The following is a 25991-nucleotide window of genomic DNA, read 5'->3' as shown; positions in this document are numbered from 1 at the left end:
AAACTTTTGAATTGCCAAACGAGTTGATTTAGTCAACAATTTGATGGAGAAGGGGGAAATTAGTATGAAAATTGGAACGCGGACGTTAAAGACCGCGGTCGCAGCAGGTATCGCGATGCTCATTTCCGAAACAATTCATCTCGATTATTTTGTATTTGCAGCCATTATCGCCATTTTAAGTATTCAAGAGACGCGTAAAAAATCGATTCGCGCCTCCTATGAACGAGTCATGGCAAGTCTTCTCGCCATCGGAATGGGTGCGGCGATGTTCACGCTACTGGGCTATTCACCGGTGACGCTCACACTTTATTTTGTCATTTTCATTCCGCTCGTACAACAATTGAAACTGCAAGACGGGCTCATTACAAGTGTCGTCATCTTGACCCACCTCTACACCGAAGCACAGTTTTCACTCGAGTTATTTATCAATGAGCTATTGCTCATTGCAATCGGTGTCGGTGTCGGGCTCATCGTCAACATGTATATGCCGACGCTTGACCGTGAGATTGAACGGATTAAAGAGAATATCGACCGTTCGCTTGCTGTTCTGTTTTATGACGTGGCGGCATGTGTCGAGACGGGCGTCTATAACAATCACTCGATGATGCTCATCAAGACGCGGGACTATCTGAAAGAGGGGAAAGATTTGGCTCTTCGCCGTATGGGGAACTCAATCGGAAAGCGAAACGAGGACATGGACTATCTATACTTCCGAATGCGTGAACGACAGTATGATATTCTCAAACGAGTCGCTGATAACGCCAGAGAAATCACGATGGTCGTCAATGAAGCGAAACCGGTCGCGACGTTCTTACGTCGAGTCGGGGATCATGTGAACGAGCAGGCCGATGCCTCTGTCTTTTTACAGGAGCTAGAAGAGATGATTGAGCATTATCGAAAAAACGTACCTCTCCCCACGACGCGTGAGGAATTCGAGGTACGCTCATCCTTATTAAATATTTTATCAGATGTAAAAAGTTACTTGATCTTGAAAGAGCGATACATCTTGCTCTTAAAAGAACATGGTCATGCTCGAGAGAAACGTGCTGATTAAAAAGATTGAGACGATGACGACGACGCCGATTTGAATGATGCGTTGTCGTCTTTTCTGTTTTTTCTTCATGGTCTGCCTCCATATACGTGTTTGCCATCATTGTACAGAATGGAAAAGATTCGTGCAATCCAGGGGAGTTTGATATAATGGTCAAGAAATGTTTGGATGGAGGGATGTTGTTTATGGTAAACGAGACACGCGTGCTCGACACATTTTTAGGATTGGTCGGCATCGATTCAGAAACGAAGGAAGAAGCGGTCATCTGTGAACATTTGAAAGGTGTATTCACAGAGCTTGGCTGCGACGTCTACGAGGACGACGCATCAACGAAGACGGCACACTCTGGTAACAACTTGATCATCACGTTGCCTGCAACGAAAGAAAATGTTGATCCGATTTACTTTACGGCTCACATGGATACGGTTACTCCAGGTAAAGGAATCAAGACGAGCATCAAAGACGGATATGTCGTCACGGATGGTACGACGATTCTCGGAGCAGACGACAAGACCGGCCTCACTGCGATGATCGAACTCGTGCGTGTATTGAAAGAAAAACAAATTCCACATGGTCAAATCCAGTTCGTGATCACGGTCGGGGAAGAATCAGGTCTCGTCGGTGCGAAAGTATTGGATTTATCGAAAATCGATGCGAAGTTCGGTTTTGCCCTTGATTCGGATGGACCAGTTGGAGACATCATTGTCGCCGCTCCGACACAAGCAAAAGTGAACGCGAAGATTTACGGGAAGACGGCTCATGCTGGTGTCGCACCTGAAAAAGGAATCTCGGCGATTCAAATCGCAGCGAAAGCCATCGCGAAGATGCCGCTCGGTCGTATCGATGAAGAGACGACAGCCAACATCGGACGCTTCGAAGGGGGCCGCGCGACAAACATCGTGTGTGACTATGTCGAAGTTCTTGCTGAGGCCCGTTCGCTCATCCATGAGAAGATGGAGAAGCAGGCAGAAACCATGAAACAAGCGTACATCGAGGTCGCTGAGTCGTTCGGTGGTCGTGCCGAAGTGGACATCGACATCATGTATCCTGGATTCAAGTTTGAAGAAGGCGACGAAGTCGTTGAAGTTGCGAAACGTGCGGCCCAGACAATCGGACGCCCGACACGAATCCTCCATTCAGGTGGAGGGTCGGATGCCAACGTGATCGCAGGTGGCGGAATCCCGACAGTCAACTTGGCTGTAGGCTATGAAGAGATTCATACGACGAACGAACGCATGCCACTTGAAGAGTTGTATAAACTCGTCGAATATGTCGTGACAATCGTTGAAGAAGTCGCATCACCTAAGCAATAAAAAAGAGCCGACCATTCGTCGGCTCTTCGTATGTGTTCGTACTCGTTATGCTGCGAACTCCAGTGATTCTAAAATCAACTCGTCTGTGCAATGAAGTTCGATCGCTATGTCGTGAATGCGGATAGAGGTGCCTTGTTCCTGTTGGTGCAAGCGATTCATCAAAGCTGCTCGTTCTCGAATCGTCTCATAAATCGATTCGGGTTGTTCTGCCTTGGTCATCACAAATCACATCCTTTTCAGCGATTACGTCAAGTATAGCATGGACGGTTTGAAGAAAGGACTTAAATATTTATGAAGTTACAGTTTTTAGGAACTGGGTCGGGGATGCCTTCGAAACAGCGCAACGTATCAGGGCTTGCACTCGATTTATCGAACGTGACCTGGCTGATTGATTGTGGAGAGGGCACACAACATCAAATGCTCTACACGAAAATCAAACCGAGGAAAGTGACCGCGGTATGGGTGACACACCTTCATGGTGACCATGTCTTCGGATTGCCTGGATTCTTGTCGACTCGTTCGGCACTCGATGGGGCCTCGCCCTTGACCGTCTATGGACCAAAAGGATTGAAAAAATGGCTAGAAGTTACGTTGCGTGTCACGGGCTCACATTTAGGATATGAGCTGACCGTGATCGAGTACTCCGACGGGGACACATTCATACAAGACGACCATCTCGTCACTGTGCGAAAATTAGAGCATCGGTTCCCTTCATTCGGTTTCCGAATCGATGGTCCAGAAAAACCGGGCATGTTACGCGTCGACCTTGTAAAAGAACTCGGCATTCCAAGTGGACCGATTTATCGAACAATCAAAGAATCAGACCAATTTGAATTTGAAGGAAAATGGTATGACTCTAAAGAATACGTCACTGAACCGATTCCGGGAAAAATCGTAGCGATTTTAGGAGATACAATCCCGTGTGAGAACGCGCAGAAGTTGGCGGATGGAGCAGACCTCCTCGTTCACGAGGCGACGTTTATGGAGGCGGAACAAGCGCTCGCTCGGAAGTATGGTCACTCGACGACACGTGAAGCGACCGCGCTAGCGAATGCGTGCGCCGTCGGCAAGCTGATTGTGACACACATCTCAGCACGCTATGTCGGACGAGAGGAAGAATTTGTTCAAGAAGTTGTGTCGGATTTTCCATCGAGTCTTGTTGCGACGGACTTTTTAGAATATACAGTGGGGGATTGATGTGACCATTCAACTCTATGTATGGGCAGCCTTTTTAGTGATTAGCGTTCTATTAGGGATTCGATTAAATCAATTGAAAGAGCCGGAAGCGAACTTCTTTCCAAAGTTCTTATTTTATTCCCTACTTGGAATCGTGTCTTTTCCCATCGGCGGGTTTCACATTCCGATTGGCTTTCTGTTGTCATTTTTGTTCTTTCCGAAACAGAACAGCCGGTATAAATGGTACGGGGCACTGTTAGGATTCTTCTTTTTTCTCGTCTTGCTTTTTGTCCCATTGTTCGACCAGTCCGGCTTTCGTTCCGAGTCGCAACAAATCGGCGCCGTTTCGGTCACGGATGAATCGTTTGATGACATGACCGAAAAATTGTTACAACGAATCAATAGTGAATCGATCAAATTAGATCGCGGGAAACTACAGATCGACCGAGAAGGGAACGTTCAATCCATTGAGTATTTACTCATGGTGGAGCGAGCCGAGTCGTTCCAACAGATTCGTGTAACATACGGCTCAGGACAACTTTCGTATGAACAAGTGGATGAACTGCGTAAAGAATCTGGACAGGCCTTTTTTGAAAAGCTCGTCGAATTCGACCACATGCTGTCGACATTACGAGGTCCTTCATGGGAGGAGTATACTGACGTCGTTTCTGCCCCAGTGTTACAACTTTCCTATGATGGGCTGTATGATATGTACACGTTCGAAAACGAATCGATGCTCATGATCAATCGGGACAATGAACTGGTCAAGTTCTGGCTCCAGCGCGAACCAGTCCTCGCAAACAGCATCCAACTCGTCGGACTGACACGGGAAGGACGAAGTTCAGGCGAACGTTTTGCGATACTATATAATTATTCGATACATCAACGAGAGGATTTGACAGAATGATCAAACCGTATTTGAGTATTTCCCTATTAGCGACCGCACTTCTTGTCGGATGTGGCGGAGAAGAAACACAACAAGAGACCTGCGATGTAAGTCCAACCATTTCCGTATACAATGCGGCGACGGAGGAGACGCTCTATCAAGAGAAGAGTGTTTGTCTTGAAGAGGATGCGACCGTGCTCGACGCATTAAAAGCGACAGGGCTTGATCTAGAAGTGACAGGAAGCGGAGACATGTCGTACGTGACGGCAATCGAAGGCATCGAAGAAAAATCAGAAGGACAATCGTCAGGCTGGGTATTTGCTTTTAATGGCGCGCCCGGAGATGAAGGGGCCGGTGCTAAAGAAGTAGAATCGACGGATGTCATTCAGTGGCGGTTTGAAGAAGATGCGATTGCTTTCTTCGAATGAGGCAGATTGGGAGCGGCGACATCCTGTCACGCTCCTTTTCTTTCTATTTAGTCATCTATTCATTCTGACGTATATCCATGATGTCACAGTATTTGTCATCGGCCTTGTTCTTTTGCTCATGCTTGAACGTCGGTTTCCATGGACGATGCTCATCGTATTGATTGCGTTTGCTCTCGTCTCGGTCTTCCCTGCATTGTTTGGATGGGAGTTATCGCTCACTTACATATGGCGTCAGCTATTGAAGTTGGCTACTTTCTTACTTGGCATGCTGTGGATTTCTCGGATTGTTCGATTGGAACGATTGCTCCCACTTCTCTATAAATGGCCCCGTTCAACTTCCCTCTTGTACGGGGCGTGGGCACTTATTCCTTCGATGGAACGAGCGGTACGTCAGTCGCTCAGAAGTCACCCCAAAAAAGCGTGGCAAGAAGCAATCGAGATTGGCATTAATAGCCAAAGGCATGAGCCACGATTTGCGGTCGAGCCGATGCGTCGATTCCGATTTGAGGATGTTCTCCAACTCTTTATGATTGGCTTGATTGGCTACGTATCACTCGAGTGGACCATCATCCCATGGCTCATCTATCCATACGTCACAAAAGGAGGTGTTCGTGATGCAATGGCTTTCTACCGTTGACGGGTCGCTCGAGGCATATATCGAGCGGTATCGTCCTCGAGTCATCAGAATGAATCAACCATTCTCAGGAAAAGTTGGTCATTTATTATCCCGTGTTGATTCGCTTCGGGGGGCGGAACTCGCCTCACTTTTACAAATCGATGCCCTGTATCCAAAAGCGTTTGACGCCTGTTCAAGCGGTGAGCAACAGATTGTACAAGTCGCTTATGCTCTATTAGATCAGCCCGAAGCAATTGTACTTATCGAACCGTTCCGCCACCTCGATCAATTCCGTAGAGAACATCTAGAGATGCTACTTCGTCGTACTTCTGATCTTGGTGTTCGGATTGGTTATACGGAACGGGCGCAAGAATCGTCTGAAGATATGAAAATTACTTTCCGACAATCGGAGACGATACCAAGAATTGATGCGACCGATGTATCCTATCGTCATCCGCTTCAGGCGACTTATGCTATTGAAGAAGTGACGGTCCAAATGAATGAACCGGGCCTCACCGTCTGTATCGGGACGAACGGAAGTGGAAAATCGACGTTGCTCGAACTTTTAGCAAGGAGCAGACGCCCTCTTCGTGGACGGGTGAAGCGGGGGGAGCGAGCTGCTTATCTTCCTGCCGAAACGGAATACGGTCCGTTTCCGAAAGAATCGAACCGGAGGATTGCTCAACTACAAGCCGTCCTGAACGACTCGGCAAGCGTCCTTTTGCTCGATGAACCGACGGTGGATTTAACGAATGGGGAACGTACGGCGTTCCTTGAAGCGCTCTTGAAAAAGTCCGAATCAGCACGCGTGCTTTGTGCGACACATGATTTGGCGTTAGTCGACCAAGCGACGGACGTGATTTACCTTGCGAGTGGTCGCGTGGTCTTTCAAGGAGAACGGTCACTCTTTCAAGAACGGAGTACGCTATGGTCACATACGTCCTCGCCATTCTGATTGCCATCCTGGTGCTGTATCGATTTGAGAAATCCGATCTCCCGGTTCAACCGCTCGTGCAGCTCTTGGCACTCGCAGTCATCGGTCGCTGGCTTTTCATGACGATTCCGAACGTACAACCGACGACAGCCATTTTGATGCTGACGGCACTATGTATTGGATTGAATGCTGCGGCGGTCCTTGCGCTCTTCGTACCCATCTTGTCAGGTCTGTTGCTCGGGATCGGACCGTTCGTCTTCTATCAATTTTTAGGCTGGCTCCTTATCGTAACGCTCGTCAGCAGTTTTAGACCGTTATGGATGAAGTCGAACATCCTTTTTCTTCTGTTTGGTTTTTTGTCCGGATTTATATATGGATGGACGACCAATCTAGCGTTCTTCGAAGTGATTGGAGCTGATTTTTGGAAGCTACTTCTACTCAGCGTCCCGTTTGACTTGGCACATGGGCTATCGAACGTCGTTTTCCTCTTTTTAATCCGTCCCTTGTTCGAGCGCATATTCCTTCGTCAACTCGGGTAAATATACAATAGTCATATCATTTTGAGTGAGGTGAACGACGGATGGGTGCATATATCAATCTCACAGAAGTCGGCATGTTTCTACTCGTAGGACTATTGTTTATCTTATTAAACCTGATTCTATTGGCAAAACGTTACACGAGAGCCCGTTTTGCCATGATCAGCATCCTTGCGGCGAGCGTGTGGCCAGCAATCATGATTGTGCTTTCCGTGGAACAACTGAGCATCATGGACCAGCTCACGTCAGGAGACCTGACGCTCGATGCCGTCATGGCGTGGGGAGTCGTCATCGCTACAGCGCTGATGACTATGATTCCGGCAGGTGTATTTCTACACCGGCTTGTGAACGTCTCTCGCTTACACTCTGAACCATAAAAGGAGCGACCCGATGCGGTCGCTCCTTTTTCATGTGGTCGATTCAGCAGGTGTTCCATCAGCCGGTTTTTGGACGCGACGTAATACTTCGAGACTGAGAGCTCGTGGCATCAATTTGGCGACCCCGACCAATAACTGATTAGAGAGTCCAGGGATGACCACACGCTTGTTATTCATCACCCCTTTGTATCCGAAGAAGGCGACGAGATGAGATGGCATTTTCGAGAATGACAATTCACTCCCGGCACGATTAAAGAAGTTCGTATCCGTCGGGCCAGGGCATAACACACTCACATGCACGCCACTACCTTTCACCTCGGCATGAATCGCTTCAGTGAATGAGAGGACATAGGCTTTTGTCGCGTAATAGACGGCCATATATGGACCAGGTTGGAAGGCAGCGACGGATGCAACGTTCAACACATATCCGTGGTCACGTTCGAGCATGCCAGGCAAATAGGCTTTCGTCAGTTCGGTCAACGTATTGACGTTCAATCGGACCTCGTCGGCTTCCGTCTCAGCATCAAGGTCGGCGAACGCGCCGGACGTGCCAAACCCAGCATTGTTAATTAAAAAGTCGACAGTGAGGCCAGCTTCGGCAATCATCGTCGTCAATCGGACTGCTGCGCCATGTTTTGCCAAATCTAGAGCAAAGACATGTACGTTGATGCGATAACGTGTCTCAAGTACTTTTTTTAGTTCATGCAATCGTGGTTCGTTCCGAGATACTAAAATACAGTCGTAGCCGTCGCGAGCGGCGAGTACGGCCAAGTCTAGACCGATGCCCATCGAGGCGCCGGTGATTAAAGCTGTCTTTGACAACATGATCCACTCCTTTGATGAAAAGTCATACATTGTTACTGAATTCTTCACGAGTTGTTAAAATCCTGCTCCGTTCGCACATTGAAACATATGCTAAAGTATAGCAAGAAAATGTGATTAGACTCACAAAGTAGGGAGTAGAACAAATATGATGATTCAGCTCGTCACTACGGCGCAAAGCGTTGATCAGGCAGAAGCGTTAATCAAAGCCGGCGCGGACCGACTATATATCGGAAATTCAAGGTTTGGGTTGAGACAAAAAGGTGACTGGACAATCGATGCTGTGAGAGAAGTCACACAACTTGCCCATCGGTATGGGAAAGAAGTGACGGTAGCCGTCAACAACCTGATGCACAATGACCACATTGAAGAGTTAAAAGATTATTTGCAAACGCTGAAAACGATAGGAGTCGATGATGTCACCGCTGGAGACCCCGGCGCCATTCGCTTGATTCGACAGGCAAAGATTCCGTATTGGTATGATGCCCAAACGCTCGTCACATCCGCCAAACAGATCCAATTTTGGGGGAAACGCGAAGCGATTGGAGCGGTCGTCGCCCGCGAAGTGACAATCGAAGAACTCGTCTTGATCCAGCAGCAAATCGGACTTCCTGTTGAAGTACAAGTATATGGTCCGACATGCATCCATCACTCTAAACGCCCACTCGTGACGAATTACTTTAACGAACTCGGAAGACCGGTTGAAGAAGCAAAACAACGCGAATTTTATATGAGCGAACCGGCAGATACGACCAGTCGTTATCCCATCTATGAGGACGAGAACGGCACCCATATTTTCTCTGAGGATTTGACGCTCATGGGTCAGCTTCCGACGTTAGTCAAAAATGGACTTCACACGTGGAAGCTAGACGGATGGCACGCCGGGGACCAGTTTGTTGAAATCGTTCAGTTGTTTACTTATGCTCGGACGAATTTGTTGAACGGTCGATTTGATCGCATGGAGATGGAACAACGTCTTCATGAGCTACAACCGGAAGCGTTCCGTCTCGGTACGGGATTATGGTTACGCAAGCCAGAAGAGATTAAGTGAGGGATCAAGATGAAACGACGTCCAGAATTATTAGCGCCAGCAGGAAACTTAGAGAAATTAAAGATGGCCATCCATTATGGTGCCGATGCGGTCTATATCGGCGGACAGCAATTCGGGTTACGTTCACGTGCCGGTAATTTCAGTTATGACGAGATGCGTGAAGGGGTAGCCTTCGCACATGCAAACGGTGCGAAAGTATACGTCGCTGCGAACATGGTGACGCATGAAGGCGATATTGAGGGGGCAGGTGACTTTTTCCGAACACTTCGAGATATCGGGATCGACGCGGTCATCGTCTCGGATCCAGCGATGATTGAAACGTGTCTCACGGAAGCAGAAGGGTTGCCCGTCCATTTGTCGACCCAAGCTTCGGCGACAAACTACGAGACCCTTCGTTTCTGGAAGGAAGAAGGACTCGAACGAATCGTCTTGGCTCGTGAGGTATCGATGGATGAAATCATTAAAATGAAACAGGAAGTCGATGTCGAAATTGAGACGTTCGTCCATGGGGCGATGTGTATCTCGTATTCCGGTCGATGCACGTTATCAAATCACATGACATTACGAGATGCCAACCGTGGGGGATGTGCCCAATCATGCCGCTGGAAATATGGTTTCTTTGAAGAGGGTGATCTTCTGACAGAAGAGATGGAAGCGCGTGACGAAGAGCCGTTCTCGATGAGTTCAGTTGATTTATCGATGGTCCGCCACATTCCTGACTTGGTGGAGGCAGGAGTCGATAGTTTGAAGATTGAGGGACGAATGAAATCGATTCATTACGTCGCGACGGTGTGTAACGTCTATCGTAAAGTGATTGATGCGTACTGTGAAGATCCAGAGCATTTCGTCTTCGACCCTGCATGGGAAGAAGAAATTTGGAAAGCGGCCCAACGTGAACTCGCGACCGGGTTCTATTACGGGATCCCGACTGAAAAAGAGCAATTGTTCGGGAAACCTCGTTCGATTCCGCAATTTGCGTTTGCGGCTCGTGTCATCTCATACGACCCTGTGACGGGTATGGCAACGCTCGAACAGCGGAATCACTTTTCAATCGGTGAAGAGGTTGAATTTTTCGGACCCGGATTTGTTCGTTTTTCACAAGTCATTGATACGATGGAGGATGTGGACGGTCACCTCCTCGTGTCTGCTAACCAAGCGATGATGACAATTCGTGTAAAAGTGGATCGGCCGGTCGCGACCGATTACATTATGCGTAAGCGAAAAGGTGTGCGTGCTCGTTCGCTCGTTTGACACATCCACCGAGCCAACATAGTCGCCCGTTCCGTTCAATCCTGCTACCCTAAGAAGTAGAGACGGAGGGATGGAAGAATGAACCAAAATACGGAGCAATTACGGACTGAGCCCATCGGCAGACTCCTCTTCAAGTTATCGCTTCCGGCGATGATTGGGATGCTCGTGACGGCGCTCTACAATATCATTGATACGATTTTTGTCGCCCGAGGGATCGGTGCATCGGCAGTCGCTGCCATCGGGATTGCGTTTCCGATTCAGATGATTTTAATGGCCGTGTCGAGTGCCGTTGGTCTAGGTGGGGCGTCTATCAGTTCGAGGAAGCTTGGACGCGGTGACGATGCCGGTGCAGCCGTTACATTCTTGAACGTACTTGTCCTCGTCGGTCTGTTTGCGGCACTTGCGGTCAGTTCTGCTTTCTTTATGTTAGATGAAATTTTGAAAGTGTTCGGTGCGACGACTGAAATCATGGATCTCAGCCGACAGTACTTATCAGTTGTCTTGATCAGTTCACCATTCTTCATGTTCACACTCGCTTCGAGTGCGATGGTTCGTGCTGAAGGACAGGCACCTTATCAAATGAAGGTCATGCTGACGACCGTTCTCGTCAACCTCGTGACGACCCCGCTCTTCATTTTCACGTTCGACTGGGGCATGTACGGGGCAGCGACTTCGACGGCACTCGCCCAAGTCATCGGTTCCGTATTGATGCTGCGCTTCTTCTTCGCCCGAAAACCAAAAACGGAACTGCGCTTCAAGTGGCGTCAGTTCCGGATTCGATTCGATGAGATAAAAGAAATCATGGCAATCGGTTCGTCTTCGTTCATCATGATGGTGTCCCAATCCATTTTATTCGTTGGTGTCAACGTGATGCTCGGTACGTACGGCGGGACCGAAGAATTGGCCATTTTCGCCATTATCAACAAGTTCATGGCGCTCGTCGGTATGCCAATCATGGGAATCGTCCAAGGGATGCAACCAATCGTAGGATATAACTACGGCGCAGAGCGATTCGACCGAATGCGTGAAACCATTTGGACGGCGATGCGTGCCGGGATTGCGATTGCTGTCATCATTTGGTTGATTCTACAGCTTTTCCCGCAAACGCTCATGGGCTGGTTCTCGACGGATGAGGCGCTCATTGCTGGAGGTGTGACGGCGATTCACATTCTGTTCGCCGTTTCTTTCCTTCCGAGTGTGCAGATGCTCGTCAATGGAATCTATCAGTCCCTCGGGAAAGCGCGAGTCGCCATGTTCTTGTCCCTGTCACGTCAGACGCTTTACACGATACCGCTCGTCTTCATTCTCCCATCGTTCCTCGGGGTGTTCGGCGTCTGGTTGGCATTCCCAATCGCTGATGCGATGACATTTTTGACGGCAGTCGCCCTGGCATTCTGGGACCGTAAATTATTGTTCCGTCCTTCAGAAGAAGATAAAGAAGCACATGATGTAAATCCGAAAGCGACAAACTTATAATCAAACGTCCGCTCGTGTCGAGCGGGCGTCTTCTTTTAGGAACAAGTATATCCCACCGAGGAGGACGACGGCTCCGATCCATTGGAACGGTCCAAGTCGCTCTCCGAAGAAGGCGTATCCAAACAGCATTCCCCACAACGCCTCTCCAAGAATCGTGATACTGACGACGGTCGCACTGACACGGGCAAGCGCATAGTTGAACAGGTTGTGCCCGAGGATTGTCGGGAAGAAAGCGAGCGCGAGGAAGTACCACCAGTTGATGGATTCAAAGGCAGTGAATGTCGTGCCGCGAACGAGCAACATGAAGCAAAGCACGACCGTCGCAACGAGATATACGCTAAAAGAATATGTATTCGTGTTCATCGAAGCTCGTACATGCTGTCCAACGAGCCAATACCCTGCAATCAATAGGGCGGCAATCAAGGCGAGTAGGTCTCCGAAGAGGGCTTCACGGCCGAGTTGAATGTCCCCTGCAGCAACGAGCATGCCCCCGAGGACAGCGACGAGCGCGAAGGCAAGTCCTTTTCGAGTCGGATTCTTTTTAAAGATGAGTGCATTCCCGATCAACACAAAAATTGGACTCGACGTGACAAATAGTGTGGAGCTGGCAACCGTCGTGTAATCGAGTGACAAAAACCAAAGCCAAAAGTGAAACGCCAGTAACGTTCCGCTAAGGAGTAGAGCGTAGCGAGTCATGAGGCGCGTGGTGATGAGTGATTTGAAATCGACAAACGGTAACAACATGAGACACGTGAACAGCATACGGTAAAATGCGGCAGTCTCGGCAGGTGCCGACGTCCATTTGACGAAGAGGACACTCGTCGATAAGAAAAAGACAGCAGCGAACAAGATGAGATAAGACATGGCGACACTCCTTCACAGTTGTACTTCTCTGTTAATAATATCGGAAAACAGCCACGAGGCAAGACACGATTCAAAAATAGCAAACAAATGCTCCCCTCTCGATGTGTCCATCTTTGACTTGATATAGTAAAATACATAGTAGAAGCTAGCTAATCATGTACGTCTTGCCATTATGTAGGAGGCAAAGTAAGGAGTTCTTATGAGACTAATCATTGCGGAAAAGCCATCACAAGCTCAAAAGTTGGCTGCTCCCTACCCATCAAAAAAGCGAAAAGACGAGATTGAAATCTCACCTTGTCCCCGTTTCCCGGAAGGGGCGATTGTTGTATGGGCGGTCGGTCACCTTTGTGAACTTCAAGAACCGTCGCACTATCGACCGGAATGGAAGTCGTGGAAGTACGATTCACTTCCGATTGTCCCAGAACGATTTGATTATCGTATTTCAAAAGGGAAGTCGAAACCGTTCTATGCCATCAAAAAATGGCTCCATGATCGCTCGATTACTGATGTCATCATCGCATCGGATGCCGAAAGGGAAGGGGAAGCAATCGTTCGTCTGATCCTCCGACTCGCAGGTAACAAAAAACCGCTTGCTCGACTATGGATCTCGAGTTTGACGGAGCAAGCAGTCGATCGTGGATTCTCGCAACTGTTGCCAGGTGAACAGACGATTCCATACTACCATGAGGCGATGAGCCGCGCCTGTGCGGACTGGCTCGTTGGGATGAATGCGTCTCGTGCCTATACGACGTTGTTGAAGACGATTGGGATTGAAGACGTATTCTCGCTCGGTCGTGTGCAAACCCCGACTCTTGCCTTAATCGTCAATCGCGAACGAGAAATCAAACAATTCGTGCCAGAACCATACTTCGAAGTCGAGGCGACACTTGCAAAAGGTCGAGGCACGTTCAAAGCGAAGTACACGTTTGGAAAGACAACAAAGCTCAAAACGCGTGAGGAAGCTGATGCGGTCGTCAAACGCGCATCTGGAACTACGATTGTGAAGACAATCAACAAAGAAGAAAAAATTGAGCAACCGCCATTTTGGTTCAGTCTATCCGGATTACAAGCGGAGGCAGGGAAACGCTTCGGATTCGGAGCGAAAAAGACACTTGATATCGCTCAAAAGTTATATACGAAAGGGTGGATTAGTTACCCTCGGACCGATTCGGGATTTGTCACACCAGATGAGGCAACGCTATTTCCACAGACAAAGGCAAGACTGCTAAAGTCCGAAGCCTATGCCGGACTTCGTGACCTTTTGACTGAGGACCCGTCGAAAAATCGACGCTATGTCAATGCCAAGAAAGTCAGTGACCACTACGCAATCATCCCGACGGAGGCATGTGGTGACATCACTCGACTCGGTGGGGATGATGCGAAACTGTATGATTTGATCAATCGACGCTTCCTTGCGGCCTTTGCACCCGCAGCGATGCTCGAGAAGACAACGGTTGATTTGATTGATGGAAGCGACTTGTATCGAGCAAAAGGAACCGTCGTTGTGAGTCCTGGCTATCGACAAGTCGTTGAGATGAAATCAAAAGATGTCGAGCTTCCGGCGATGATGGTCGGTGAAGAATTAAAAGAGAAGAAAGTTGAAGTGTTGTCGAAACAGACAGAGCCACCGAAGCGATATACGGAGGGCGCACTCATTATGGCGATGAAAGTCGCCGGGAAACAACTCGATGACGAAGAGCTGATTCATATCATGAAAGAAGTAGAGGGTCTTGGGACTGAGGCTACACGTGCCAACATCATCGATGGATTGAAGAAGCGAGGCTATGTCCAACTTCAGAAAAAAGAGCTCGTTCCAACAGACAAAGGGCGCCTGCTGATTGATGTCCTCGGAGACAGTATTTTGGCATCACCCGCCATGACGGCAAAATGGGAGAAGCGACTCCATGAGATCGGTCAAGCATCGGCATCCGCTGCTGAATTCATTGAACAAGCGAAGAAGATGTCCGTTCATTTGGTCGAAGAAGCGAAATCGCGAGTAGAGGCGGCTAATCCAGAGGGCTATACGATTGAGGCGAAACGTTATGGCAAGAAAGGAACGACTCGACCGAAGGTATCATTTGGTGTCTGTCCGAATTGTGGGAAAGGGCTTGTCGAACATCCAAAGTTCATCGGGTGCAGCGGTTATCGGGAAGGATGTCGCTTCACCGTCTCCAAACAAGTGCTTGGCGTCGGACTCGTCAAAGATGAGTTGAAGCAAATGATCAATGGCGGGCAGTCGAACGTCCATACGTTCAAAAAGGGAGACAAGACATTCAATGCCTCATTGTATTTAGAAAAAGGTACACTTCGATTTGAATTCAAATAAAAAAGGGTCGCGCATTAGAGCGGCCCTTCTGTCTGGTCAGTCTTTTCTCTCTTCTTGTCATCTTCAATGCGACGATTGATTTCGTCATAGTCGAGCACGATGTCGTCTTTATTGTCTTTATAGGCGTATCCTTTTTGGATGACGACGATGGATGCGATGAGGACGAGTAAAATAATTAAACCGCTTACGGCGAATATCCAGGCCATATGAACCCCTCACTTTCTCTCTTTAGTATGCCAAACAGTGGACAGGTTCTTCAACTAGAATGAATAGACGGTTATGTCGTGTGCGAGTGAAAAGATATGGTACAATACGATATAGATTACTACGTAGAGAAGGAAGGGATAGTCATGGCGATTTTGATTGTGGATGATGAACCGGTCAATACGCTCGTACTTGAGCAACTGCTTCACCAGCACGACTATGAGACGGTATCGGTCTCGAGTGGGGAAGAAGCGCTCGATTTACTGATGGCCCCACAAGCCGCATCGCTGTATGATCTCGTCCTGTTGGATGTCGAGATGCCTGGGATTTCAGGAATCGAGACGTGCAAACGGATTCGGCAGATGGCTGACTTTGAAGAGTTGCCGGTCATCATGGTTTCCGGACGAACGGAAGAGAAGCAGATTGCCGAGGGACTCGATGCGGAGGCGTCAGATTACACGACCAAACCAATCAAAATAACAGAATTACTCGCACGAATCCGTTCTGCCCTCCGTTATAAGGCGGCTGTTGATGAACGGAAAATTTATGAGGCCCGTCTTCAGTATGATTTGGACCTTGCCCAAAAGATTCAACAGAGTGCGCTTACGCCACCAATCAGTAATGAAGAGATTGATGTTCGTGCGCTCTATCTGCCTTCTAAAAAACTAGCCGGAGACATGTACGCGTGGTTTCAGGTCGCACCGGACCGATACGGGGTCATCATCTTTGATGTCATGGGACATGGGGTCTCATCGGCGCTCATCACGATGGGAATCCGTTCAATCCTACCTGGGCTTGTCGGGAACGTGCAATATCCGGTAGACGTCATGACGGAGTTGAACCGTCAGATGACGTTCCTCTTCTCGGGTGACGATATGCACAGCTACTTCACGGCGGTCTATTGCTACATCGACACGACAAAACGTCGAATCGAATATGTGAATGCGGGTCATCCGCCTGTCATCGTGACGTCAGAAGAAGGAAACTGTCGTCTTGAGACGACAGGGGTACCAGTCGGTATGTTCGAGGAACCGAATTATGAATCCAAAGAGATTGACATCACACCGAATATGACGCTTCACATGTATACGGATGGACTCATGGAGTGTTACAGCAAAGATATCGATGATGGGATTCGATGGCTAGAAAAGGACGTTTCCACATATGGTCTGGACTATAGTCGTCACGTCGCTGAACAGCTTGTGCCAAAGATTGAAATTGAAGACGACCTATGTCTCGTCACGGTCAAAATCACATGAAAAGAGCCTGACGCAACGTGCGTCAGGCTCTTTTTTGCTAGAAATATCGCTTTCGCCAAAGGATATAGAAGGCGAGACCGGAAAATCCAATCATCATCGTGATGGCCATGATGAATCCGAACGGTTGTCCTTCCCATGGAACTTGAACGTTCATCCCAAAAATTCCAGATATCATTGTCGGGATGCTGAGGACAATCGTGATGGATGCCAAGAATTTCATGACGAAGTTAACATTGTTCGAAATGATGGATCCGAATGCTTCCATCTTGATGCTGATGATGTCGTTATAAATCGATGCCATTTCCATCGCTTGTCGGTGTTCGACAAAAACGTCTTCGAGTAGTTCTTCGTCCTCTTCATGCTTCTCCAAACTCGGTGTCTTGACGATTCGGTCCAAGACGCTATCATTCGCTTTTAACGAAGTCATGAAGTAGACGAGAGATTTTTGAAGGTTCATCAACTGGAAAATCTCTTGGTTTCGCATGGAACGCTGCAACTCTTGCTCGAGTTCGTCCATTCTTCGGTCGATTTGACGCAAGAAGCGCAAATACGTCATGCTCACACGATGTAAAATCTGAAAGACGAAGCGACTACGATAGTTTGTTCGGAACAGTCTTGCCTTCCCGTTAGCGAACAAATTCAACACGTCGAGATCTCGCGAGCAGACGGTAATGAAATGTCGTCCGGTCACGATGATACCGAGAGGGATCGTATTATACGTGCGACCTGTATCATCTTCCTCCACATACGGAACGTCGATGATCATGAGAAGTCCTTCATCATCTTTTTCAAAACGTGGTTTCTCTTCGATATCAAGTGGGTCATATACAAAGTCTTCTGGAATGCCGGACGCCTCGATGACTTGATCGGCCTCATCTTTTGTCGGGTTCACGAGTTGGATCCAGCTTCCTTTATCAAAGTCTTCGATTTCATCCACATGGCCTGATGCGTCAGTACGGTAAATCGTCAGCATGCATCTTCCTCCTACCTTAACTCAATCTTATTATAGGTAGCCAAAATGAAGAGTGCAATCCAAAGCAGGAGTTTTTTTGTTTTCTCTCGAAAACGTGTTACAGTGAGAGGGAACGATTGGAATATCGTTTATTGAGGAGGGGTTATATTGACTAGAATGCCCGAAGACGCTCTGTTCAATGAAGAAAAACTAGCAGAGCTCCACCAAATCGCAAACGGAAACATTGAGTTCTTAAATAAAATTGCAACCACATATATCCAGCAGTTCGAGGCGAAGTATCCTGAACTTCAATCGGCAGTCGAGTCGAAAGATTATTCTCGCGTCGAGCAACTCGCCCATTTATTGAAAGGGGCCTCCTATTCAGTTGGTCTAGAACAGACGGCGCTTCTTTTCCACGACCTTGAAGTGGCTGGAGAAAATGCACATCTAGATGGAGCGACCGAAACATTGGCAACCATCGAATCGCATAGTAATCGATTTTTAACCGAATGGAATACGCATTTTGAACAATTCACATAAAAAAGTTTGCGACGGAGAAGTCGCAAACTTTTTTATTATCCGACAAATTCATCGAGCGTCGCAATCAACATTCCGATTTCTGGTTTCGTGATTTGAGCGTTCGCACCGACGGCGTCCCCTTTATGTTTCAAGTCATCTGAAATGAGTGACGAGAAGATGATGATTGGAAGTGTTGCGTATTGGTCCATCTCACGAAGACGCTTCGTCAAATGAAGTCCATCCATCTGTGGCATCTCAATGTCGGTGATGAGGAGGTCACACTCGGCACCTTCTTGTTCAAACGCATCGAGTGCCTCTTTCCCGTTATTGAAGACAGTCGTATTGAAGTACCCCGCGTCATCCAACGTGTCGAGAATCAATGTGCGGAGCATTTCTGAATCTTCAGCTAGCCAAATGTTTTTGTTCGAGCGCTCACGAGCGCCGAGTCGCTTCACAGATTCGCGAGCCATGATGTCCTTACGTGACAACTCGAGCGCGATTCGCTCATAATCGAGCAAGATGATCATCTGGTCACCTGTTTTGACGACACCGTTTGTGATGCCTTGAACACCACGTGCGAGATCGGACGGGGTATCAATTTGTTCCCAAGAGATGCGTTTGATCTCGGTTACCTGGTCGACACGAAGAACCGACTTCTCACCGTTGAACTCACAGACAATCAAACGATCATCACTTCCGACTTCACGCGGATGGCTAATGACCATCGGAAGGTCGATGACGGTCATGACTTCACCGCGCAGCTCGATTAATCCCATGATGGCTTCAGGCGTACCTGGGAGTGGCGTCAATGGAAGCATCGTGATAATTTCACGTACTTTCATGACATTGATGCCGAACAAGAACGGTCCAGCTTGGAAAATGACGATTTCAAGTTCGTTCGTTCCTGCTTCAAGTAAAATATTATGATCAGTGCTCAATGGTAGTCCCTCCTATTTCACGTACTCTCATCTTTACTATCGGTATCCAATCGATAAATCTACAGTAAAAATAGTGTCAACTCTCATCAGAATTCACAAAAAGTTTCATAGTAACCGTTTACATCTCATAAACTGAATCGTTATAGTTGTCCAATGCAAAAAAATCTGCATACAATGGGGTTGGCAACGAGATATTACAGCTTACTCAGGAGGCAGATAGAGATGATGAGTATGAACACATATCCATATTTATTGAATGGTCAATGGCAGGAATCTTCAAGCAACGAAACGATTGAACTCGTTTCACCATATAAAGACGAAATCGTAGGTCGCGTTCAAGCGATGTCACGCGATGAAGTCGATGAAGCCATCCATGGCGCAAAACGTGCACAACAAGAATGGGCGGCGCTTCCGGTCAACAAGCGCGCTGAATTATTGTATGCATGGGCAGAAAAACTCGAAGAACGCGTGGATGAGATTGGTCAAATCATCATGCGAGAAGTCGGGAAAAACTTGAACGACGCGAAGAAGGAAGTCGTGCGGACGGCGGAAATCATTCGTTATACGGCTGAAGAAGGAATTCGCTTCAATGGCGGCTTCATGCAAGGCGATTCATTCCCAGGTGGCTCGAAAAACAAGATGGCCATCATCAAGAAAGAAGCGCTCGGTGTCGTCCTCGCGATTTCACCGTTCAACTACCCGGTAAACTTGGCAGCTGCTAAGATTGCGCCGGCGCTCGTCACAGGAAATGCGGTCGTCTTCAAACCAGCGACGCAAGGTGCAATCAGTGGGATCAAGATGGTCGAGGCTCTTCACGATGCCGGTCTTCCAAAAGGTCTGTTGAACCTCGTGACAGGTCGCGGTTCGGTCATCGGTGACTACTTGACATCACACCCAGGGATCGACATGATCACGTTCACAGGTGGAACGGGTACGGGTCAACACTTGTCACAACAAGCGTCGATGGTACCGGTCGTACTCGAACTCGGTGGGAAAGACCCGGCCCTCGTTTTAGAGGATGCAGACTTGACGTTAGCAGCTGACCAAATTGTCAGCGGAGCGTTCTCATATTCAGGTCAACGTTGTACAGCAATCAAGCGCGTCTTCGTCCTTGAAAATCAAGCGGATGAGCTCGTCGATATGTTGAAAGAACGTGTCGCAAAACTTTCAGTCGGTTCACCGGAAGAGAACAGCTTCATCGTTCCTTTAGTTGATGCGAAGACGACGGATTACGTACAGGGTTTGATTGACGACGCCGTCAATAAAAAGGCAACGGTCGTTTACGGTAATAAGCGTGAAGGAAACTTGCTTCACCCGACATTGCTTGATCATGTGACGACAGATATGCGTGTCGCATGGGAAGAACCGTTCGGACCGGTCCTCCCGGTCATCCGTGTGAAATCACTCGACGAGATGATCGCACTCACGAATGAATCGGAGTTTGGTCTTCAGGCGAGCGTCTTCACACAAAACGTCAATAGCGCCTTCACGGTCGCTGATAAGTTAGAAGTCGGTACGGTCCAAGTGAACGGACGGACAGAACGCGGTCCAGACCACTTCCCATTCATCGGTGTCAAGCAATCGGGACTCGGCGTTCAAGGAATCGGACGTAGCCTTGAGACGATGACACGTGATAAAGTGACGGTCATCAACCTATAATATGAATCATTCATGAGGGAGAGACATCTCCCTCTTTTTTGTTTGATTGAAAACGCATCTTTCAGACGGGTATAATGGAGAAAGACAGGAAGAAGGGGTGGTGATGACGTGGCGGACTGGATTTCTAGCCAACTGGCAAGACTCGATATCCCGACACCGTTCGAAGTCGGGAACGTGAACGTATATATCGTTGAACATATGAACCGCTTCTTCATGGTCGATTGTGGACCAGACACAGAAGAGGCGTGGACCTCGTTGAACCGTCAACTTGAAGAGCTTGAACTCTCGTTGGCGGATATCGACTTTTTATTTTTGACACATCATCATGCTGATCATGCCGGACAAGCATGGCGTCTTCGCGACGCATCCATCCCCGTGTACGGGCATGAAAAGCTCGTTCGATACTTAGAGCAAACCCCAAACTTTTTGAAGCGTGGCAATCACTTTTTACATGAATTGGCCGTCTCTTTCGGGGCCCCGGCTCCACTCGTGGAAAAATTACCAGACTATCGCGAAGCGCTTCGCTGGATTGGTCCGACGACTGTCACGATGACGTTCGGGGACGGGCAAGCATTGACCTCGGATGGGGCGTGGCAGACGATCCATTTACCTGGACACGCCAGTGACCAGCTCGGGTTGATTGGTCCCGGAGGAGTCTTGATTGCCGGAGATCACCTCATCGACAAGGTCGAACCAAATCCGCTCATCGAACAGCCGTATGATGACGAAGGATTTGCATCACCCGTCATTCTCTATATCGATTCGCTTAAAAAATTACGCGGGATTGATTTAAAGCTCGTCGTCAGTGGACACGGTGAACCGATTCACCATCCGAATGATTTAATCGAGAGTCGGATTCGCCAACGGTATGAGCGCAGTGAACAATTGCTTGTCGAATGGGAAGATGGACTTAGCGTATTTGATTGGTCAATGAAGTTATATGGTCGAAAGATGCGACGTGGGATGCCGCTCGTCTTCAGTGAAGTGTTTGCACGACTCAGTTTACTCGAGGAACGTGGCGACATCGAGAGACGTCGAGATGATCAAAAATGGATTTATACGAAGAAAGAAGTGATGTCGTGAAACGAGTAGTCATTACTGGTGCGTCAAGCGGGCTCGGTGCCGCATTGGCGCATTCTTTTTATGAACATGGATACAACGTATTGTTGATTGGAAGAAATGAAGAACGGTTAAAAAAGATTGCCGCAACATGTGAAGGGGATTGGATGTGCGCGGATGTCGCAAAGTCAACCGCTCTCGTTCATGATGTGAGCGAACGGTTCGGGAAATTTGACGTATGGGTCAACAATGCAGGCATGGCCGAATTTGATTTTGTGACCGATCAGTCGACGGATGTGATAGAAGAAACGATGCGTGTGAACGCTGTCGCACCGATGCTGTTATCGCGAGATGTCGCCCGCGTGATGGAGCGAGAGGGTATCATCGTCAACATCTGTTCACAGGCGGCGAAAGTACCGACACCTAAGTCAGCCGTCTACGCAGGGTCAAAGGCGGCACTTTTACAGTTTTCGAACGCGCTCAGGCTAGAGTTGAAGCCCCGTGGCATTCACGTTATGACGGTCAATCCAGGACCGATTGCAACGCCGTTCTTTAATCGAGCTGATAAAAGTGGTACATATGCTGAAAGTGTTCAAAGGATCATGCTTGACCCGAAACGATTGGCTGATGCGATTGTCAGAGGAAGTCGTAAGCGAAAACGTGAAATCAATTCGCCGTGGTGGATGAACGTAGGGGCGAATGTGTATGCAATCTGTCCAACCATGTTCGAAATGCTCGCAAAACGGGGATTTGAGAAAAAGTAAAAAGGGGGATTAAGATGAGGAAATGGAGAGTACTGCTCGCAACTGTCATGCTCACATTCGTGGCAGCGTGTGGGAATGAACAGGCAGTTGAGTTTTCGGACTCGTTTGAAAAAGCAGCGACGACGGCAGAAGGGTCGACCGTCAACCTATATATGTGGGGTGGGGACGAGGGCATCAACAGCTACATCGATGACTACGTAGCACCTCGCCTCGAGGAATCTTACAATGTCGAATTGAACCGTGTCGCAATGGATACGGCAGAATTCATTCGACAATTATCACTCGATAAAAAAGCGGACAGACAAGTCGGGACGATTGATGCCGTCTGGATCAATGGCGATAATTTCCGAAATGCGAAAGAGGCTGGTCTTCTTCGAGACGGACTGATGAAACGTGTCCCGAACGCCGAGTTATTAAACGAAACGGCCCAGCAATCAGATGCCGGCACCCCGACAGAGGACTTGGAGCTCGCATGGGGGAATGTACAATTCATCTTGCATTACGATGCTTCGAAAGTGGACAATCCTCCTCAATCGTTTGAAGAATTACGTCGCTGGACTGAAGACAATCCAGGTCGATTCACGTATCCTGAAGTCACAGATTTCACAGGGAATGCCTTCGTCCGCCATCTATTGTATGAACGATACGGTGACGAGTTGGACCAAAAAGCGACCATTGAGGATTCGTTCTGGGATGACTTGAAAGCGTGGTCTCCGAATTTGTGGAAAGACGGACAAACGTATCCAAAGACGCTCGAACAACTCGATCAGCTCTATGCATCGGGAGAAGTTTGGATGACGATGGGATTCAACGAACGTCGAGCCGAGGCGGAAGTGACGGAAGGGATCTTCCCGAAAGAGACACGCGCGCTCGTCCTCGATCACTCCATTGCCTCGACACACTTTTTAGCAGTCCCATTCAATGCCCCGAATCCAGATGGGGCGCTGGTCCTTCTTCAAGAACTGTTGTCTCCTGAAGCACAGCTTGTCAAACAAGGACCAGAATATTGGGGAGACGGCACATCACTCGACTTAACGAAGCTTGACGTGAATGACCAACGAGCGTTTGAAGAATTAGGGGAGGGTGTCACGTACCCAGATTCGGAGCAGTTGCTCGAACGTTCGATTCCGGATTATGGACCGAACGTGATTGACACCGTCCGCGAGGAGTGGCCACGTGTTGCGAAGTAGTGTCGCAGTGACGATCATGGTGTCGCTTCTTCCGCTCACTGCTCTCGTCTTTCTCGCCATAGAGTCAATGGGAACGGATTGGGGCTCGCTTTTAACAGATGAGACGTGGCGCGATAGTTTCGTCACGACGCTTTATGTCGTCAGCGTATCGACCGGTCTATCGCTTGTAATCGGGACGTGGCTTGCAAGAACGGTCGTCCAAAAAGGTTGGCGTTTCCTATCATCTGTACTCCGACTTCCGATGTTTGTTCCTCATATCGCCGCTGCATATCTGTTTTGGCTATTGTTCAGTGGGACGAACGGCATCGGATGGATTGAGGCGAACGAACGAAACTATATCACAGTCATCCTGACCTATATATGGAAGGAGACACCGTTCGTCTTTTTAATGATGCTCGGGACATATGAGCAATTGAATCGGGGTTACGTCGAGATGGCGAAGACGCTCCAACTCTCTCCGTTTGACCAATTCAAACATGGGGAGTTGCCGTTTCTGATGAAACCATTACTCGATTCGGCATGGATACTAATCGCCTTTATCTCGTTCGCATACGAGGTCCCGGCATTGCTCGGCGTGACTTACCCGAAACTCATCGGTGTCCTCGCGTATGAACGACTTTCGACTGGACTCTATTTAGAGGCGACAGAGCCTTATGCGGTCGCCCTCGTCTGGACATGTCTTGTCGGAATCGGCGTATTCCTATCTTACGTATTGACCGCATCCATACGACGCCGAATTGAACGTGGGGTGAGACGATGATTCGACAAGGGCTTATCATCTGTTTGACGTTCATACCGTTTATCAGCCTCTTTTTCGTAGTCCCGACATTTGAAATCGAGAACAACATGGCAATCGTTCATACGATAGGATTGATTGTGATTTTATCTGGGATCAATGTGTGGCTCTCGATGATGTGTGCCTGGTGGTTATTGTGGACAGATTCTAGATGGAAACATGTCATCGAATGGCTCGTCTTTTTACCATTGTTCATTCCGATGCTGGCCACATTGTTTGGCCTCTATCTGATCTTGGCGGAAGCCGGTCTGATTGGGACGTATGTCGGTGTCACCCTTGCCCTGCTCGTCGTGACGATTCCCTATTCAATCCGCCTCGCCTACAACGGAATGGTCGTCATCGGTCGACCACTTTTGGAACAAGCTCGGATTCTGCCATCGAGACGGCGAGTCATGTACGTGCTGTATCCGCTCTTTTCTAGATTGATGCGGACCATCGCGTTGTTCACGACCGTCATTTTGCTCAGTCAATTTGCGCTGATCCAGTTGATTGGTGCGGGATTGATTCCGACCGTGACGACAGAATTGTATCAATCTTATGCGGGAAACAATCGTGGTCTAGCTCTCTCGAACACATGGATGCTCATCCTATTCCCCGTTCTCCTCTATTTCCTGCTCTCAGGATGGGATCGGTATATGGTGCGTATGCTGAAAGGACGTCTTCAATGAGTTTGAATGTACAAAATCTATATAAACAATTTGGAACGAAACAAATACTAAATGGTGTCGACTTCGAGGTTAAACCTCACGACATTCACGCAATCGTCGGTGTGAGTGGTTCAGGGAAATCGACGATTCTACGAATCATCGCAGGTCTTGAGTCGACTGACAGCGGCGACGTGAAATGGAATCACCGTTCTTTAATCCCTGTCCCTGCGCATAAACGGCGCGTGACGATGCTATCGCAAACGGCTTTATTGTTCCCACATTTGACAGTCGGAGAGAATGTCGCGCTCGTGACTCGAGAGCGTTCTCGTAAGCAAGCCGAACATTGGTTACGAGTCGTTCAACTCGGTGACCGATATGATGCCGAGATACACGAACTGTCTGGTGGCGAACAACAACGGGTCAGTCTTGCCCGAGCTTTAGCGGCTGAACCAGAACTACTGTTATTAGATGAACCCTTTACAAACCTTGATCCCAAACTCAAGCTCGACTTGCAGCGTTTTATCCGGGACTTAGTGAAAGAACTCAACTTGACGGCGGTATTGGTCACTCATGATCGGGAAGAAGCGATGCTCATGGCAGACCAGGTGACGCTGATTGATGAAGGCAAGGTGACACGTACGGGGACGGTTGCGGAGTTATACGATACGGCCCCTGGATTCGGTGACTTTGTCATGCTCGATGGAGAACTGCGACCGTTGTCTGAAGTGGAGGTATCCGAAGCGACTGGTGTGTCGGTTCAGTTGATGAAGAAAATTTATCGATTCGGTCAATGTTTCGGGGAATATCAGTTCAAGGATGGACGATCCGTCATGTTACCGACGCGTGAATCGTACCAAACTGGAATGATCTATCGAATTAAACGAAAGGAGGAATAGT

The 25991-nt window shown here is 48.4% G+C and carries 28 protein-coding genes; 22 read left to right on the top strand and 6 right to left on the bottom strand.

What is annotated here, in order from left to right:
• Nucleotides 1–64: 64 nt before the first annotated feature.
• Nucleotides 65–1054, top strand: coding sequence for an aromatic acid exporter family protein (locus GVY43_RS04885; protein ID WP_159562447.1), 990 nt, complete (start codon nt 65–67; stop codon nt 1052–1054).
• 182 nt (nt 1055–1236) lie between these two features.
• Entirely contained in the window at nt 1237–2364 is a 1128-nt protein-coding gene (locus GVY43_RS04880) for a M20/M25/M40 family metallo-hydrolase (protein ID WP_012726541.1), read from the top strand.
• A gap of 45 nt (nt 2365–2409) precedes the next feature.
• On the opposite strand, the gene GVY43_RS15950 is transcribed toward GVY43_RS04880, so the two are convergent.
• Nucleotides 2410–2583 (bottom strand): hypothetical protein, encoded by a 174-nt coding sequence (locus GVY43_RS15950; RefSeq protein ID WP_012726540.1) that lies wholly within the window; start codon nt 2581–2583, stop codon nt 2410–2412.
• A 72-nt stretch (nt 2584–2655) separates the two neighbouring features.
• Between GVY43_RS15950 and rnz the strand changes: the two genes are divergently transcribed.
• From rnz to GVY43_RS04845, 7 genes are read left to right on the top strand one after another with little or no spacing between them, the layout of a single operon-like run.
• Nucleotides 2656–3561, top strand: a complete 906-nt coding sequence (gene rnz, locus GVY43_RS04875) for a ribonuclease Z (RefSeq protein ID WP_159562446.1) — start codon at nt 2656–2658, stop codon at nt 3559–3561.
• 1 nt (nt 3562) lies between these two features.
• Nucleotides 3563–4447: a hypothetical protein gene (locus GVY43_RS04870; protein ID WP_159562445.1), complete on the top strand. Its 885-nt coding sequence runs from the start codon at nt 3563–3565 to the stop codon at nt 4445–4447.
• The gene (locus GVY43_RS04865) at nt 4444–4854 is read left to right on the top strand and encodes a DUF4430 domain-containing protein (RefSeq protein WP_159562444.1); all 411 of its coding nucleotides are present in this window, start codon (nt 4444–4446) and stop codon (nt 4852–4854) included. The genes GVY43_RS04870 and GVY43_RS04865 overlap by 4 nt, the downstream gene beginning before the upstream one ends.
• The gene (locus GVY43_RS04860; RefSeq protein ID WP_230872819.1) at nt 4805–5491 is read left to right on the top strand and encodes a hypothetical protein; all 687 of its coding nucleotides are present in this window, start codon (nt 4805–4807) and stop codon (nt 5489–5491) included. Before GVY43_RS04865 ends, GVY43_RS04860 begins: the two co-directional genes overlap by 50 nt.
• A complete protein-coding gene (locus GVY43_RS04855) occupies nt 5469–6425 on the top strand; it encodes an ATP-binding cassette domain-containing protein (protein ID WP_159562443.1) in 957 nt (318 codons plus the stop codon). Before GVY43_RS04860 ends, GVY43_RS04855 begins: the two co-directional genes overlap by 23 nt.
• On the top strand, nt 6398–6943 hold the full coding sequence (locus GVY43_RS04850) for a hypothetical protein (RefSeq protein WP_159562442.1): 546 nt from the start codon (nt 6398–6400) through the stop codon (nt 6941–6943). The genes GVY43_RS04855 and GVY43_RS04850 overlap by 28 nt, the downstream gene beginning before the upstream one ends.
• A gap of 41 nt (nt 6944–6984) precedes the next feature.
• A complete protein-coding gene (locus tag GVY43_RS04845; RefSeq protein WP_159562441.1) occupies nt 6985–7317 on the top strand; it encodes a hypothetical protein in 333 nt (110 codons plus the stop codon).
• 30 nt (nt 7318–7347) lie between these two features.
• Here GVY43_RS04845 and GVY43_RS04840 read toward each other — a convergent pair whose 3' ends face one another.
• Nucleotides 7348–8142: an SDR family oxidoreductase gene (locus GVY43_RS04840; protein ID WP_159562440.1), complete on the bottom strand. Its 795-nt coding sequence runs from the start codon at nt 8140–8142 to the stop codon at nt 7348–7350.
• Nucleotides 8143–8293: 151 nt separating this feature from the next.
• Here GVY43_RS04840 and GVY43_RS04835 point away from each other — a divergent pair, with 151 nt between their 5' ends.
• The 3 genes from GVY43_RS04835 to GVY43_RS04825 all read left to right on the top strand — a co-directional run bounded on the left by GVY43_RS04835 (nt 8294) and on the right by GVY43_RS04825 (nt 11917).
• Nucleotides 8294–9190 carry a peptidase U32 family protein gene (locus GVY43_RS04835; RefSeq protein WP_236548984.1) on the top strand — a complete coding sequence of 299 codons (897 nt, stop codon included), beginning with the start codon at nt 8294–8296 and terminating at the stop codon, nt 9188–9190.
• Nucleotides 9191–9199: 9 nt separating this feature from the next.
• Nucleotides 9200–10441: a U32 family peptidase gene (locus GVY43_RS04830; protein WP_159562438.1), complete on the top strand. Its 1242-nt coding sequence runs from the start codon at nt 9200–9202 to the stop codon at nt 10439–10441.
• A gap of 78 nt (nt 10442–10519) precedes the next feature.
• Complete coding sequence (locus GVY43_RS04825) at nt 10520–11917, top strand: MATE family efflux transporter (protein ID WP_159562437.1); 1398 nt, start codon at nt 10520–10522, stop codon at nt 11915–11917.
• Here GVY43_RS04825 and GVY43_RS04820 read toward each other — a convergent pair whose 3' ends face one another.
• Nucleotides 11918–12781, bottom strand: a complete 864-nt coding sequence (locus GVY43_RS04820) for a DMT family transporter (RefSeq protein WP_159562436.1) — start codon at nt 12779–12781, stop codon at nt 11918–11920.
• A gap of 199 nt (nt 12782–12980) precedes the next feature.
• Between GVY43_RS04820 and GVY43_RS04815 the strand changes: the two genes are divergently transcribed.
• Complete coding sequence (locus tag GVY43_RS04815) at nt 12981–15107, top strand: DNA topoisomerase III (RefSeq protein ID WP_159562435.1); 2127 nt, start codon at nt 12981–12983, stop codon at nt 15105–15107.
• A gap of 14 nt (nt 15108–15121) precedes the next feature.
• On the opposite strand, the gene ytzI is transcribed toward GVY43_RS04815, so the two are convergent.
• Nucleotides 15122–15313, bottom strand: coding sequence for a YtzI protein (gene ytzI, locus GVY43_RS04810; protein WP_074036770.1), 192 nt, complete (start codon nt 15311–15313; stop codon nt 15122–15124).
• 144 nt (nt 15314–15457) lie between these two features.
• On the opposite strand from ytzI, the gene GVY43_RS04805 reads away from it, so the two are divergent.
• Complete coding sequence (locus GVY43_RS04805) at nt 15458–16570, top strand: PP2C family protein-serine/threonine phosphatase (RefSeq protein WP_074036772.1); 1113 nt, start codon at nt 15458–15460, stop codon at nt 16568–16570.
• 37 nt (nt 16571–16607) lie between these two features.
• On the opposite strand, the gene GVY43_RS04800 is transcribed toward GVY43_RS04805, so the two are convergent.
• Nucleotides 16608–17543, bottom strand: a complete 936-nt coding sequence (locus GVY43_RS04800; RefSeq protein ID WP_012726524.1) for a magnesium transporter CorA family protein — start codon at nt 17541–17543, stop codon at nt 16608–16610.
• A 156-nt stretch (nt 17544–17699) separates the two neighbouring features.
• Between GVY43_RS04800 and GVY43_RS04795 the strand changes: the two genes are divergently transcribed.
• The gene (locus GVY43_RS04795; RefSeq protein WP_236548983.1) at nt 17700–18062 is read left to right on the top strand and encodes an Hpt domain-containing protein; all 363 of its coding nucleotides are present in this window, start codon (nt 17700–17702) and stop codon (nt 18060–18062) included.
• A gap of 35 nt (nt 18063–18097) precedes the next feature.
• Here the strand turns inward: GVY43_RS04795 and GVY43_RS04790 are convergent, their stop codons facing one another.
• Nucleotides 18098–18979 (bottom strand): chemotaxis protein CheV, encoded by an 882-nt coding sequence (locus GVY43_RS04790; RefSeq protein ID WP_159562433.1) that lies wholly within the window; start codon nt 18977–18979, stop codon nt 18098–18100.
• 222 nt (nt 18980–19201) lie between these two features.
• Between GVY43_RS04790 and GVY43_RS04785 the strand changes: the two genes are divergently transcribed.
• The 7 genes from GVY43_RS04785 (at nt 19202) to GVY43_RS04755 (ending at nt 25990) form a co-directional block, all read left to right on the top strand.
• Nucleotides 19202–20638 carry an NADP-dependent glyceraldehyde-3-phosphate dehydrogenase gene (locus tag GVY43_RS04785; RefSeq protein ID WP_159562432.1) on the top strand — a complete coding sequence of 479 codons (1437 nt, stop codon included), beginning with the start codon at nt 19202–19204 and terminating at the stop codon, nt 20636–20638.
• A 108-nt stretch (nt 20639–20746) separates the two neighbouring features.
• On the top strand, nt 20747–21721 hold the full coding sequence (locus tag GVY43_RS04780) for an MBL fold metallo-hydrolase (RefSeq protein WP_159562431.1): 975 nt from the start codon (nt 20747–20749) through the stop codon (nt 21719–21721).
• Complete coding sequence (locus GVY43_RS04775) at nt 21718–22461, top strand: SDR family oxidoreductase (RefSeq protein WP_159562430.1); 744 nt, start codon at nt 21718–21720, stop codon at nt 22459–22461. The genes GVY43_RS04780 and GVY43_RS04775 overlap by 4 nt, the downstream gene beginning before the upstream one ends.
• 14 nt (nt 22462–22475) lie before the next feature.
• Nucleotides 22476–23651: an ABC transporter substrate-binding protein gene (locus tag GVY43_RS04770; RefSeq protein WP_159562429.1), complete on the top strand. Its 1176-nt coding sequence runs from the start codon at nt 22476–22478 to the stop codon at nt 23649–23651.
• A complete protein-coding gene (locus GVY43_RS04765; protein ID WP_159562428.1) occupies nt 23638–24411 on the top strand; it encodes an ABC transporter permease subunit in 774 nt (257 codons plus the stop codon). Before GVY43_RS04770 ends, GVY43_RS04765 begins: the two co-directional genes overlap by 14 nt.
• On the top strand, nt 24408–25115 hold the full coding sequence (locus tag GVY43_RS04760; protein ID WP_159562427.1) for an ABC transporter permease: 708 nt from the start codon (nt 24408–24410) through the stop codon (nt 25113–25115). The genes GVY43_RS04765 and GVY43_RS04760 overlap by 4 nt, the downstream gene beginning before the upstream one ends.
• Nucleotides 25112–25990 (top strand): ABC transporter ATP-binding protein, encoded by an 879-nt coding sequence (locus GVY43_RS04755; RefSeq protein WP_159562426.1) that lies wholly within the window; start codon nt 25112–25114, stop codon nt 25988–25990. The genes GVY43_RS04760 and GVY43_RS04755 overlap by 4 nt, the downstream gene beginning before the upstream one ends.
• Nucleotide 25991 lies beyond the last annotated feature (1 nt).

Source organism: Exiguobacterium sp. 8H, from assembly GCF_902506255.1.
Taxonomy (GTDB): Bacteria; Bacillota; Bacilli; order Exiguobacteriales; family Exiguobacteriaceae; genus Exiguobacterium; species Exiguobacterium profundum.
This window is presented reverse-complemented; position numbering and strand designations above follow the sequence as displayed.